Origin of the sequence: Amycolatopsis sp. NPDC059235 (assembly GCF_042754125.1) — a bacterium.
Classification (GTDB): domain Bacteria; phylum Actinomycetota; class Actinomycetes; order Mycobacteriales; family Pseudonocardiaceae; genus Amycolatopsis; species Amycolatopsis albidoflava.
This window is the reverse complement of record NZ_JBHZAG010000013.1, coordinates 35172-48296: the sequence shown is the minus strand read 5'-3', so window position 1 is coordinate 48296 and position 13125 is coordinate 35172. Positions and strand designations below refer to the sequence as shown.

Annotated in this window: 10 protein-coding genes; 9 read left to right on the top strand and 1 reads right to left on the bottom strand. The window is 69.0% G+C overall.

What is annotated here, in order from left to right; translation table 11 throughout:
- The first annotated feature begins 22 nt into the window (after positions 1 to 22).
- A complete protein-coding gene (locus ACFXI3_RS11900) occupies positions 23 to 451 on the top strand; it encodes a lipopolysaccharide assembly LapA domain-containing protein (protein WP_378399509.1) in 429 nt (142 codons plus the stop codon).
- On the opposite strand, the gene ACFXI3_RS11895 is transcribed toward ACFXI3_RS11900, so the two are convergent.
- Positions 448 to 1206: a maleylpyruvate isomerase N-terminal domain-containing protein gene (locus tag ACFXI3_RS11895; RefSeq protein WP_378399508.1), complete on the bottom strand. Its 759-nt coding sequence runs from the start codon at positions 1204 to 1206 to the stop codon at positions 448 to 450. The two genes, ACFXI3_RS11900 and ACFXI3_RS11895, sit on opposite strands and share 4 nt — an antisense overlap.
- Before the next feature lie 91 nt (positions 1207 to 1297).
- On the opposite strand from ACFXI3_RS11895, the gene ACFXI3_RS11890 reads away from it, so the two are divergent.
- From ACFXI3_RS11890 to ACFXI3_RS11855, 8 genes are all read left to right on the top strand, one after another.
- On the top strand, positions 1298 to 2089 hold the full coding sequence (locus tag ACFXI3_RS11890; RefSeq protein WP_344265116.1) for an Abi-alpha family protein: 792 nt from the start codon (positions 1298 to 1300) through the stop codon (positions 2087 to 2089).
- A 5-nt stretch (positions 2090 to 2094) separates the two neighbouring features.
- Entirely contained in the window at positions 2095 to 3339 is a 1245-nt protein-coding gene (locus tag ACFXI3_RS11885; RefSeq protein WP_344265113.1) for a DUF445 domain-containing protein, read from the top strand.
- A gap of 47 nt (positions 3340 to 3386) precedes the next feature.
- The gene (locus ACFXI3_RS11880; RefSeq protein ID WP_378399507.1) at positions 3387 to 6422 is read left to right on the top strand and encodes a patatin-like protein; all 3036 of its coding nucleotides are present in this window, start codon (positions 3387 to 3389) and stop codon (positions 6420 to 6422) included.
- Positions 6423 to 6653: 231 nt separating this feature from the next.
- Positions 6654 to 7148: a diaminobutyrate acetyltransferase gene (gene ectA / locus ACFXI3_RS11875; protein WP_378399506.1), complete on the top strand. Its 495-nt coding sequence runs from the start codon at positions 6654 to 6656 to the stop codon at positions 7146 to 7148.
- 41 nt (positions 7149 to 7189) lie between these two features.
- Entirely contained in the window at positions 7190 to 8440 is a 1251-nt protein-coding gene (gene ectB / locus ACFXI3_RS11870; RefSeq protein WP_344265104.1) for a diaminobutyrate--2-oxoglutarate transaminase, read from the top strand.
- A gap of 31 nt (positions 8441 to 8471) precedes the next feature.
- Positions 8472 to 8864, top strand: coding sequence for an ectoine synthase (locus ACFXI3_RS11865; RefSeq protein WP_093572617.1), 393 nt, complete (start codon positions 8472 to 8474; stop codon positions 8862 to 8864).
- Positions 8865 to 8927: 63 nt separating this feature from the next.
- Positions 8928 to 9830: an ectoine hydroxylase gene (gene thpD, locus ACFXI3_RS11860; protein ID WP_344265098.1), complete on the top strand. Its 903-nt coding sequence runs from the start codon at positions 8928 to 8930 to the stop codon at positions 9828 to 9830.
- Positions 9831 to 10191: 361 nt separating this feature from the next.
- On the top strand, positions 10192 to 12939 hold the full coding sequence (locus ACFXI3_RS11855) for a BTAD domain-containing putative transcriptional regulator (protein ID WP_378399505.1): 2748 nt from the start codon (positions 10192 to 10194) through the stop codon (positions 12937 to 12939).
- The last annotated feature ends 186 nt before the right edge of the window (positions 12940 to 13125 follow it).

Here is a 13125-nt window from a genome sequence, read left to right as displayed (position 1 = left end):
CGAGTGGGCGGACAATCACGGTATGTCCCACGCGCGAAACGACGACCCCACCGGGGCCGCGAAATCGGAAATTCCCGAGGCGCCGGGCACCGAGGTGCCCGGCGCGCTCGACCACGCCGCCCCGGGCGCCGCCCCGGGCGCCGCACCGGGAGCCGAACCCGGACCGCGCCCGCCCGCCGCGAAACCCGCGGGCCGCCGGGGCAAGGTCAAGTCCACCCGCATCAGCGGCACCTGGATCGCCGTGATCGTGGCGATCGTCGTGCTGGCGTTCCTGCTGGTGTTCATCCTGCAGAACCTGGACACGGCGACCGTCCACTTCCTCGGCGCGTCCGGCAGCATGCCGCTCGCGGTGGCGATGCTCTTCGCCGCCATCGCGGGTGCGGCGCTGGTCGCGCTGATCGGCGGGGCGCGCATTCTGCAGCTGCGGAAGCAGGCTCGCCGACGGCGTTAGCCGCATTCCTGTGCTCGCAGGCCCAGCAGGATCTCGCATACCGCGGGATCCCCGCTGAGCTGCACCCGCGTGCGCACTTCCGCCGCGGGCAACGTCCCGCTGCACAGCCGCCAGAACGCGTCCGCGTCGGTCGCCAGCGACGCCAGCGGAGACCGTGACGTAGCCGGGCCCCGGTCGATCGTCCAGCCCACCGCAGTGGCGCGCACGGTCCACCGCCCGGCCCCCTCCACCGAGCACGCCACCTGACGTCCAGCCCGAGCGGTCACCGCGCGCAACGTCTGCGGCAGCGAGCGCAGGAACGTGTCCACCACCGGCGTCCGGAACTCCGGCTCGTCGAGCAGCGGAGCCTCCACCGCCTCCCGGATCTGCTGCTGATGCACCCACTGCTCGGCGTAATCGCGAGCGACCGTCAGCCACAACGGCGTCGCGGCCGGTTCGTCCAGGTCCCGGTGTTTCCACAGCTCGGTCAGCTGCGTCGTGCTGTCCACGAACATCGCGAACAGCACCTCGGGCGACAGCTGCCGGCAGGCGGACACCCAAGACGCCCCCTCGCCGAAGTGGCCGTCGCGGTCTCGCGAGAGCCGCGTGAGCTTCCGGCCGAGGATGTGGGCGGTGAGGTCGTGCACCGTCCATTCGCCGAGCGCGGGCAGTGCCCACTCCGGCGTCCGGAGGTCGGAGAGAACTCCGATCAGCGCCTGTTCTTCTCCGGCGAGCAGCGGCAGCACGTCGATCGGCGGTCCCCACGGCGCGGTCATGCGCGTCATCCAACACCCACCGGCCAGGCATCACAGGGCCGTTCGGCCTACTCGCAGGTAGCATCAGCGCGAACAGTGAGGGGAGCAGCCCGTGGACTACCAGCGACCGAACGGCCGGGGCACCGCCGAGGACGTGGCCAACCTGGCCCGCCGGGCCGGCCAGCTCGCCGGATGGGCGGCGCGCACCGGCTTCGACCTGACCCGCAAACTCCCTGGGATCGACACCGCCGAACGCGGCCTCAAGCAGGTCGAACGCGGGCTGCTGAGCGAGCTGCGCCGCCGCCTCGACGAGGTCGACGATCCGTATCACGCGGCGCTGACCGCGGCGTCCGCGATGAACCGCGCCGACGCCGGAAGCCGCGCGGTCGAGACGACCGTGACGCTGGTGCCCGCGCGCGATCACGTCGAACCGCTGCGCGCGGCGATGGCCGAACTGCTCAACCACTCCATCGGCTTCGGCCGCGAGCGGGCCCGCGAGTACCTCTACGCGATCATCCTCCGCCAGCTCACGCCCGACGAGGCGCGCATCCTCGCCGCGCTGTCGGACGGCTCCCCGTTCCCCGCGATCGACGTCGCCGAGCGCAGCGCCATGGGCGGCACCGGCCGGATCGTGCTCCGCAACGCCTCGACGGTCGGCAAGGCGGCCGGGGTGTCGCTGCCGGACCAGGTGCCCGGCTACGTGACCCGGCTGATCGGCCTCGGGCTGGTCGAACTGGACGAGGAGGTGCCCTCGCTCGAGACGCAGTACGAAATCCTGCTGACCGACGAGTCGGTCCGCGAGGTGGAGAAGCAGGTGAAGCGGATCAAGATCATCCGCCGCACCATCCACGTCTCGCGGCTCGGCGCGCAGTTCTGGCAGGCCTGCGACCCGAGCCTGGGCTGACCCCGATGGGCGAGTTCGTCTCGAAGCTCCTCGACGACTTCGTCCGGCACTGGCCGCTGTATGTCTCCATCCCGATCGTCGCCGCGCTGATCGGGTACGGCACGAAGCTGGTCGCGATCCGGATGATGTTCCAGCCGGTCGAGTTCATCGGCGTCAAACCCTTCCTCGGCTGGCAGGGCATCGTGCCCAAGCGGGCCGCGCGGATGGCGAGCATCGCCTGCGACACGATGACCGAGCAGCTGATCAAACCGGCCGAGGTCGTCGCCCGGCTCGACGCCGACCGGATCGCCAAGGAAATCGAGAAACCGCTGCTCGCGGCGGTCGAGGACATCGTGCGAGAGGTGGCCGGGCACTACCAGCCGGGCCTGTGGGAATCGCTGCCGGTCGGCGTGCAGCGGCTGGTCATCCACCGCGTGCAGGCCGAATCGCCGCACATGGTCAAGGCCGTGCTCGAACTCATCCAGTCCGATGTGGACAGTGTGTTCGATCTCAAGGGCATGGTGGTGACTAGCCTCGTCAAGGACAAACGGCTGCTGAACCGGATCTTCCAGGAAGCGGGCGCCGAGGAGTTCAAGTTCATCGCCCGCTCCGGCCTGGTGTTCGGCGGCCTGATCGGCGTGATCCAGATGGTCGCGTGGGTGCTGTTCAAATTCCCGCCGATCATGCCGCTGTTCGGCCTCTTCACCGGCTGGTTCACCGACTGGCTCGCGCTGCGGATGATTTTCTACCCGCTGGAGCCCAAGAAATACTTCGGCGTCACCTGGCAGGGCCTGTTCCTCAAGCGGCGCGCGGAGGTCGCCGAGGCGTACGGCGAGTTGATCGCGAAAGAAATCATCACGCCGCACAACGTCATCGAGGCGGTGCTGCAGGGTCCGCTTTCCGACCGCGTGCTCGCGCTCATCCAGCAGCAGCTCGACCGCGAGCTGGGCCGCGCGGCGAACGTGGCGAAACCGTTGCTGGTCTTCGCCATCGGCAGCCGCCGCTACCAGGACATGAAGCTGGCCATCTCCGAGCAGATCATGACCCGGCTGCCGGAGACGATGCGCTACATCGAGGATTACGCCACCGACGCGATGGACATCCGGAATGTCCTGGTCGGAAAGATGAAGGAATTGTCGCCCGAGGAGTTCGAGCAGCTGCTGCGCCCGGCTTTCCAGCAGGACGAATGGATTCTCATCGCGACCGGCGCGGTGCTCGGGTTCGCGGTCGGCGAGGCGCAGGTACTGGTGCTGGAGCATCTCGCCGTGTGACGCCTCCCCCTTGTGGAGGAGCGGGCTGGGCCGGGAGACTGACCCTCATGGGTGAGACGGCGGTGCCGTGGCCGCAGGAAATCCGGATCGCGATGGCCATGGTGGGGGGATCCAGCCTGGCAGTGTGGATGGGGGGAGTCGCAACCGAGACGTCGGCGTTGCTGCACGCTTCGCGCACGCCGGACGAGAGTAACGGCTATCGGAAACTTCTCGACCTTTTGCACGCTTCGGTACGGCTTGACGTGCTCACCGGCACGAGCGCGGGCGGCATCAACGCCGCGTGCCTCGGTTTGGCGGAGGCGTACCGGTCGACGCCGGCGATCTTGCGCGACACCTGGTTCTCCGCCGGGTCGCTGGAAAACCTGATCCGCGATCCCGGCGAAACGCAGCCGCGTTCGGTGCTGAACGGCGACAAGGTGCTGCTGGGCGGCCTGGTCCAGGCGATGCACGACATCACCGGATCCGGCGTCGTGCCCACCGAGCCGCCGGACGTGACCGTGCTGCTCACCGGAACCATGCTCGACGGCGAGACCACGCAATACGACGACGCGCTCGGAAACCGCGTGCGGGACACCGAACATCGCATGCTGTTCCGCTTCGACGGTCCATTGTGGAATAACCAGGTACACGGCCCGCTCGCGCTCGCCGCGCGCTCGAGCGCGTCCTTTCCCGGCGCCTTCGAGCTGTCGCGCATGCCGATCGGCCCCGAGGCGGCGGACCGGCTGCATCCGGACATGACCGACTACACCGAGCTGGTGCGTTCGCATTGGCTCGCCGACGGCGGCGTGCTGGTGAACAAACCGCTGCGACCGGCGTTGCGAGAGATTTTCGAACGCTCGTCCTCGACCGATGTGCGGCGGCTGCTGCTGTACGTCGTCCCGACCGTCGACGGCGAAGCCAAGCCGATGGCGTGCGACCCGGCCGATCCGCCGATGCTCGGCACCGCGCTGGCGAAGGTCGCCTCGACGATCATGAGCCAGACCATCAGCGTCGAGCTGGAGGAATTGAGCCGGCACAACTCTTCCGTCACCCGCACCCGGGACACGCGGGTCGCGCTCGCGTCGCTCGGCCTGCGCGGCGGGCAGCTGGTGGACGACCGGGTGCACCGGGCGTACCTCGACCGCCGGGTCGCCCTCGACGCGGCAGACCTGGTGCGAGCGGTCACCCGCCGCTACGAACTGTCCGATGAGGACAGTGGCTGGGCGGCCGGGAATTCGGCTCTGCTGCAAGACATCGCCGCCGACGGGCTGCGTCGCGGGATCCCGGACACGGTGCCAAGCGAATCGGTCCCGGTCGGCGAGATGGTCCGCTACCGGACCTCGACGCTGGAAGACGCGGTCGCCACCGGTATCCAGCTGATCAACGCGGGCTTCCGGATGGGCCCGGATCTCGAGCAGGCGACGCAGCTCAACGAGGCGCGCGCGAAGATGCACGCCGCCCGCCGGAGCGCGGCTCGCGAGGCCCGGCTGTCCGCGTGGGTGGCCCGGCACGAACCGCCGTCGCCAGGTGTGACGATGCCGGACTGGATCGGCCAGCTCGCCGGCGAATGGGCGGATCTTGGGGCGTCGGACGCGGTGCGCGACGCGTGGCCGGAGCTGACCGGCGCGCTGCGGTCGGCCGCTCCGGTGCTGCAAGCGTTGTCGGGCAAGGAAAACCAGTGGTCCGCGGACGCCGCCGACACGGTGACGACGCTGCTGGACTGGTTCGGCCTGGACAACGCGGACGTCGCGGACGGGTTCGTGATGGCGCGGTTCCTGTTGCTGCACATGGCAACCCGCGGGCTCCTGGCCGAAGCCCCGGCAGTGGACCAGCGCGTCGACCTGGTGCAGATGAGCGCGGACAGTCGCACCCTGCTGGACCTGGCGCGACCGCGCGGCCGGGACAAGCTGACCGGGACGCAGGCGAACAACTTCGGCGCGTTCTACAAGGCGTCCTGGCGCGCGAACGACTGGATGTGGGGCCGGATCGACGCCGCGGGCTGGCTGACGCAGTGCCTGCTCGACCCGAAACGCCTGCGGGTGCTGCGCGACATCGTGGGCCCGGAGGAATTCCGGGAGCAGGTAAGGACGACGTTCCGCGAGATCGGCTGGGAGCCGCCTTCTCCCGCGGACAACGGGATGCCCGCGGACCTGCCCGGGCTGCTCACTCAGCTGGGCGACGAGCTGGCTTTCCTCGGCCTGGACGCGAATCTGTCGCCGGTCGGCTTCGGGAAAGAGGTGCCGACCAGCCTTCCGGTGACGTCGATGGTGCTGGCGAAGTCGCGGCAGCTGGCCATCGCGCGGGAGGAATTGCCGGTGCTCGCGAGCCAGGCCGAGGCGGATGCGAAGGAGGGCAACGGAAAAGCGTCGGAGAGTTTCCGGAAGCTGATGGTTTCCCAGCCGCTCGACCAAGAACCGGAGAAAGCCGCCGCCCAGCCGGAAAACTCCGGACAGCAGGACGCGGCTCAGCGCGCGTTCCAAGCCCGCCAAGTCTCCGCCGAACGTTTCGAGGGCGAACTCGGCAGTACTTTGCTCACCAAAACCATTGTCAAAGCCGGAGCCGCCGGGCTCAACGCCGCGTCCACCGCCACGCGGGTCCCGAAAACCCTCCAGCCGCTGGCGAAATTCGCGCAGCTCAGCAGTCGTAGTTCGTGGTGGGTCACACAAGGCGCGACCCGGCTGGGCCGACCCTGGAACCTGCTCGCCGCCGCCATCACCGCGATCGCCGGATTCGTGCTCAGCGGCGAAGGCGGATCCGTCCTGCAGTGGCTCGGCCTGCCGGTCGCCGGCGGTGCGCTCGTGTTCCTCGTGGTGAGTCTGCTGACGTTGAGGCGCACGTGGCGAATGGTGCTCACCGTGCTGGGCGTGCTGGTGGTGGCCGCGTTGCTGTTCGCGGCCTTCCTGCCGCCGATCGCACAGCCGTTGTTCGGCTGGCTCGGCGCCGTTGTGGACGGATGGCGGCGCGGGCAAGCTCCGCTGTGGTGGCTCGCCGTCGTCGCGCTGCTCCTGCTGCCCGCGGTCTGGACGCCGCTGTCCGGGCTCGGGCGGCGAGGCCGCGAGAAGCGGCGGTCGCGTGCGGACAGCCCACGCTCCAGCCCCAGGTAGAACACGATTTCCGGCGCTGGAGTTGCGGTAGCGCCGACGAAGGCCCATGGTCTGGTGTCACAGGTGGCATACCGAAGGTGTGCGACCCAGGCGGACGCGTGCCCAGAACCCGGTCCCGCTAAACATGTTTGTGGTCCTCCTCACCGGGGTATCCACGTCATCCCTGGTGAGGGCGGTGGGCGTGGCATGGATCGCTGGCGGCGCGAAAATTCTCTGTTACGTTTCCAAAGTATGTCCGGAAAGCACTTGATCGAAATCCCGACCAAGGCCGATGGTGCCGCTCTCTGGCGAATCGCACGCGATTCGCAGAAGCTTGATCTCAACTCGCCGTATGCGTACCTGTTGTGGTGCAAGGATTTCGCGGAGACCTCGGTCGTCGCCCGCGTCGACGGTGAGCCAGTCGGATTCGTGATCGCTTACCGAAGGCCGTCCGCACCGGACGTCGCGCTCGTGTGGCAGGTCGCCGTCGACGCGTCGCAACGCGGAAAAGGCCTGGCCGGACAGTTGCTGGACAGTCTGTACACGCGTCTGGTCGGCGAGGGCGTGCAGTACCTGGAAACCACGATCACTCCGGACAACCAGGCGTCGATCCGGCTGTTCGAGTCGTTCGCGAAGCGCTGGAACGCGGATCTGGAACACCGCCGGTTGTTCGAAGTCGCTGATTTTCCGCAGGGGGAGGCGCACGAACCCGAGGATCTTTACCGGATCGGGCCGCTGCGCCGCTAATAACCCGTCAATTTCGCCGAGTAGGAGCGAAAGAAATCGTTATGAGCATCTTCGAAGAGCTCGAATCAGAAGTCCGCAGTTACAGCAGGGGATGGCCGGTCGTCTTCGACCGGGCGCAGGGCAGCCGGATCTACAGCGAGGACGGCAAAGCCTACCTCGACTTCTTCGCCGGCGCCGGCGCGCTGAACTACGGGCACAACAACCCGTACCTCAAGAAGGCGCTCGTCGACTACATCCAGCGCGACGGCGTCACGCACGCGCTGGACATGTTCACCGTCGCGAAGCGGGACTTCCTGGAGACCTTCCAGGAGAAGATCCTCGCCCCGCGCGAACTGGACTACAAGATCGTCTTCCCCGGGCCCGGCGGCGCGAACGCCGTGGAGGCCGCGCTCAAGCTGGCGCGCAAGGTGACCGGCAAGGAATCGGTCATCAACTTCACCAACGCGTTCCACGGCATGACGCTCGGCGCGCTGTCGGTCACCGGCAACTCGATGAAGCGCGGCGGCGCGGGCGTCCCGCTGGTGCACGCCACGCCGATGCCGTACGACAAGTACTTCGACGGCGCGATGCCGGACTTCATGTACTTCGAGAAGCTGCTCGAAGACTCCGGCAGCGGCCTGAACGAGCCCGCCGCGGTGATCGTGGAGGGCGTGCAGGGCGAGGGCGGCATCAACGCCGCGCGGCTGGAATGGCTCAAGGGCCTCGACGACCTGTGCAAGCGGCACAACATCCTGCTCATCCTCGACGACGTGCAGATGGGCTGCGGCCGCACCGGCCCGTTCTTCAGCTTCGAGGACGCCGGCATCTCGCCGGACATCGTCTGCCTGTCGAAGTCGATCGGCGGCTACGGCCTGCCGATGGCGCTCACGCTGATCAAGCCCGAGCTGGACGTCTGGGAGCCGGGCGAGCACAACGGCACCTTCCGCGGCATCAGCCCGGCGTTCGTCACCGCGACCGAGGCGCTGCGCGTCTACTGGAGCGACGACGAACTGGAGAAGTCCACCAAGGCCAAGGGCGAGCGCATCGCGAGCACCTTCAAGGACCTCGTGGAGCGCTACCCGGAGGCGAACCTCGTCGCGAAGGGCCGCGGTCTGGCGCGCGGCCTCGAGTTCGCCAACGGCGACCTGGCGGGCGCGGTCTGCAAGGAGGCCTTCGAGCGCGGCCTGCTGATGGAGACCTCCGGTCCGGACGGCGAAGTGATGAAACTGCTGCCGCCGCTTACCCTCACCGACGAAGAACTGAGCGAAGGCCTCGCGATCATCGAGGAATCCATCGCCGCCGTTCTGAAGTAACCGCCCCGAAGAACAAGAAGGAGCCCTTCACTTGCTGGTCCGCACGCTCGACGAGATCACCGACACCGACGCTGACATCAAGACCGAGAACTGGCGAAGCAAGCGCATCATCCTCGCGAAGGAGGGCGTCGGCTTCTCGGTGCACGAGACCACGCTGTACGCGGGCACGGTGAACGACTTCTGGTACGCCAACCACATCGAGGCCGTTTTCATCACTTCCGGTGAAGGCGAGATCGAGGACCTCGCGACCGGCGAGGTGCACCAGCTCAAGCCCGGCACGCTGTACCTGCTGAACGACCACGACAAGCACCAGGTCCGGCCGAAGACCGAGATCAAGTGCGTGTGCGTGTTCAACCCGCCGGTCACCGGCCGCGAGGTGCACGACGAGAACGGGGTCTACCCGCTCGTCACCGAAGACTCCTGACGCTGAGCCGCTCCCACCACCCCGAGAAAGAAGAAACGCCAGAAGAACTGGAGGCGAGCCACTGTGACGATCATGGACACCCGGGTCGACGACGGTTACCCGACCCGGATCACCGGTACGCCGGAGCACCTTCCGCGCGTGCACCCCACTGTGTGGGGTACCGAGGCTGACGGCCCGATCGACGCCGCGACCCTGGCGAATCACGACGCCAAGGGCTACACGGTCGTCGACGGACTGCTCTCGCCCGGTGAGGTCCAGACGTACTGGCAGGAGGTCGTCCGGCTGTCGTCGGACGAGAAGCTGCGCGACGACGAACGCGTCATCACCGAGGCGCGGACCGGCGAGGTCCGGTCGATCTTCGACGTGCACGAGATCTCCGGCCTGATCGCCGAGCTGATCCGAGATCCGCGGGTGCTCGACCGGGCCCGGCAGATCCTCGGCTCGGATGTCTACATCCACCAGAGCCGGATCAACTACATGCCGGGCTTCAAGGGCACCGGCTTCTACTGGCATTCCGATTTCGAGACCTGGCACGCGGAGGACGGCATGCCGTCGCCGCGTGCGGTGAGCTGCTCGATCGCGCTCACCGACAACTACCCGTACAACGGCGGGCTCATGGTCATGCCGGGCTCCCAGCGCACGTTCGTGCAGTGCGTCGGCGAGACCCCGGACGCCAACTACAAGAGCTCGCTCAAGGACCAGCGGGTGGGCGTGCCGTCGCCGGACGACATCACGAAGCTCGCCGCCGACTACAGCATCGACCAGTTCACCGGTTCAGCCGGTTCGGCGCTGTGGTTCGACTCGAACATCATGCACGGATCGTCGAACAACATCACGCCGTATCCGCGCTCGAACATCTTCCTGGTGTTCAACAGCGTGGAGAACGCGTTGCAGGAGCCGTTCGCCGCCGGCGAGCGGCGGCCGTCGTTCATCGCGGGCCGCAACCCCGCGCCGATCACGCGGTGACCAGCGTTACCTTCGCCAACCGGCGGGTCGCTCGTAACGAAGAATGTGCGCCCTGTTACGTTGTCGCCACCTCGCAGCTCGTCTGCGGAGGCATGGTTGTCCGCGGCGGTCCGGGTTCTTGCTCGGGGTGAGCCCCCCGAACCGCGGGCGGACGGCCGCGATGCACGGGTGGACCGCGCCCCCTGGCGGCCCGGCCGACGATCATTGAGTCCGGCCCCGCACCATCAGATCGGGACTGATGGTGCGGGGCCGGACTCGTCTGTTCAGGGGTCGAATTCACGAAAGAGCGGTTTCTGCGGGCTGCCGCTGACGGTAAGTTGACCTGTCTGGCTGGGGGTGAGCCTGGGAGGTGCGCGCGAGCATGGCCGATGCCGGCGCGCGGGTCGAACTGCTCGGCCCGGTGCGACTGCTCGATGGCAGCCGTGCGGTACCTGTCGGCGGTCCCGGGGTGCGGGGGCTGCTGGCGCTGCTCGCGCTGCGCGTGGGCACGGTGGTGCCGCTCGAGGAGATCATCGACGCGCTGTGGGGCCACGATCCGCCCGCCACCGCCCGCACCATCGTGCACGGCAACGTGTCGCAGCTGCGCCGTCTGCTGCGGGAGATGCCCGAACCGGTCGCGGTGATCAACACCCGCCCGCCCGGCTACCAGCTTTCCCTCTCCCCGGACCGGATCGACGCGCACCGCGCGCGGGCGCTGCTCGACCAGGCCGCGCTGGAGCCGCCGGAGAGCGCGTCGAAACTGCTCGCCGAAGCACTCTCGCTGTGGCAGGGCCCGACGCTGTCCGGCGTGCCCGATTCGGTACGGGCGCCCGAATTGGACGAGCTGCGGCACGCGATCCGCTACGCCAGGGTCAACGCGGATCTGGACCTCGGCCGTTACGACGAGCTGATCGTGGAGCTGAGCCCGATCGTCCGCGCCGACCCGCTCGCCGAACGCATCGCCGGACAGTTGATGCGCGCGCTCTACCACGCCGGGCGGCGCGGCGAAGCGCTCGAGCTGTACCGCACCGTCTCGCGGGCCACGCTCGGTTCGCTCGGCGTCGAACCCGGCGCCGATCTGCGCTCGCTGCACGAGCGGGTGCTCAACGACGATCTCGCCGCGCAGGAGAGCGCGGTGCCGGAGCAGGCCGCCGCGCCGTCTCAGCTGCCGCCCGCGCTGCCGACGCTGGCCGGGCGCGAGGCCGAGGTGGAGTGGCTCGACGGGCTCGCCGAACGCGGCGACAGCACCGTGATCGTGTCCGGCACCGCCGGGGTCGGCAAGAGCGCGCTGGTCATTTGGTGGGCGCATCGCGCGGCCCGGCTGTTCCCGGACGGGGTGCTGTACGCGGCGCTGCAAGGGTTCGACCCGCACCAGCCGCCGCTGGAACCGGGCGATCTGCTGTCGCAGTTCCTGCTCGGCCTCGGCGTGCCCGCCGACGAGGTGCCGGAGCGGGTGCACGAACGCGTCGCGCTGTACCGCTCGCTGATCGCCGGACGGCGGATGCTCGTGCTGCTCGACGACGCGCGGTCGGCCGAGCAGGTGCGTCCGCTGCTGCCGCCGGGCGCGCGGTCGATGACGGTGGTGACCAGCCGGTCGCGGCTGGAGGCGCTGGCGGTGTCCCACGCGGCGAAGCTGCGCGTGCTCGGCACGCTCGCGCCGGAAGCCGCGGTGAGCGTGATCGAGGAACTGGCCGGGCCCGCGGACTTCGACCTCAACCACGCGCTGGCCCGGCTGTGCGGCTACCTGCCGCTCGCGCTGCGGATCGCCGGGGCACGGCTCGCCGCCAGTCCACAGTGGACACTCAAGGACCTCGTCGGCGAGCTGGGGAACGAACGCACCCGGCTGGCCGGCCTGGACGTGACCGGAGCCGACGACGGCGTGCGGGCCGCGTTCGACGTCTCGTTCCGCGGCCTGCCGGACAGCCTCGCCAGGACGCTGCTGCGGCTCGGCGCGGTGCCCGCCCGGCACACCGGACCGCACCTGACGGCGGCCATCGCGGAGATCCCGGTGGCGCAGGCCCGCCGCGAACTCCGCACGCTCGCCGCGCACAACCTGATCGCCGAAACCTCGCGCGACGCCTTCGCCCCGCACGACCTGGTCCGGCTGTATCTGCGCGAGCTCGCGGAAACCGAACTGGACCCGGCGGAACGCGCGGCGGTGCTCGACCGGGCGATCCGCTACCACCAGGCCGCCTCGGACACCGCGCGCCGGAAAATGCTGCGCATCGTCGACCCGCTCGACCTCACCGGCCTCGTGCCGCCGGACGCGCTGCCGCCGCTGGAAACCTTCGCCCAGGCGCAGGACTGGTTCGCCGCGGAATGGCCGAACCTGCTGGCCGTGCTGGACGCCGCACACGCCGACGGCCGCTACGCCGACGTCTGGCGGCTCGCCCGCGTCGCGCACACCTACCGGGTCGTCTGCCCGCTGTACGAGGAATGGATCCGGCTGGTCGACCTCGGCTTGGCTGCCGCCGAGGCCGCCGACGAGCCGCTTGGCCAGTGCTGGATGTTGATCTCCCGTTGCGCGATTGCGCTCACCTTCGAGCTGTCGCAGGGCAGCATCGCCGACGCCGAACGCGCGGTCGGCCTGGCCACTCGGCTCGACGGGCGTTCGCTCATCGTCGCCAAGATCCACCTGGGCAGCGTGCTGACCCTGCTCGGCCGCTACGCGGAGGCGATCGAACGGCTGCTGGAGGCGGTCGCGGAGACCGAACGCACCGGCGATCTCGAACTGCGCGGGCAGGCGCTCAACAACTGCGCCGAGACGGAAAAGCGCGCCGGCCGTCCGGCGGAGGCGATCACCCACCAGCTGGCGTCGCTGAAGATCGACCGGGAGCTTGGCGACGACAGCTACGCCGTGGTGTCGCTGAACAACCTCGCGGAACTGCATCTGGACATCGGCGATCTGGAAGCCGCGGAGCGCTACGCGACCGAGGCTGTGTCGCTGGCGGTGGCGCGGCAGTTCGAGCTGCAGGAGGGCATCCTGCGGGTGACGTTGGCGCGGATCCTGCGCGGCCAGGAACGGCTCGACCCGGCACGGGAGCAGTACCGGCGGGCGGTCGCGTTGTACGAGCGGATGAATCCTCGGCAGGTCGAGGACTTGCGCAAGGAAGCGGCCGACCTGGGATGAGCGGCGACGCCCGGAACTCAGGCGGCGCGGGCTGCGTCTCCGAGGTCCGTGAGGGGAACCTTCAGGGAATCAGAGTCCCTGAAGGTTCCCCTCACGGACAAACTCGGTCCCGCCGGCCGACGGTCCGGTCGGGAGCTGCCTTGGCGGTGCCCGCGGAGGCGCTGGCGTTCGGCGGCGCGGCAGGTG

Coding starts and splice junctions, on each gene's coding strand:
- ACFXI3_RS11900 (WP_378399509.1), top strand. CDS start 23: ATGTCCCACGCGCGAAACGACGACCCCACCGGGGCCGCGAAATCGGAA.
- ACFXI3_RS11895 (WP_378399508.1), bottom strand. CDS start 1,206: ATGACCGCGCCGTGGGGACCGCCGATCGACGTGCTGCCGCTGCTCGCC.
- ACFXI3_RS11885 (WP_344265113.1), top strand. CDS start 2,095: ATGGGCGAGTTCGTCTCGAAGCTCCTCGACGACTTCGTCCGGCACTGG.
- ACFXI3_RS11880 (WP_378399507.1), top strand. CDS start 3,387: ATGGGTGAGACGGCGGTGCCGTGGCCGCAGGAAATCCGGATCGCGATG.
- ectA (WP_378399506.1), top strand. CDS start 6,654: ATGTCCGGAAAGCACTTGATCGAAATCCCGACCAAGGCCGATGGTGCC.
- ectB (WP_344265104.1), top strand. CDS start 7,190: ATGAGCATCTTCGAAGAGCTCGAATCAGAAGTCCGCAGTTACAGCAGG.
- ACFXI3_RS11855 (WP_378399505.1), top strand. CDS start 10,192: ATGGCCGATGCCGGCGCGCGGGTCGAACTGCTCGGCCCGGTGCGACTG.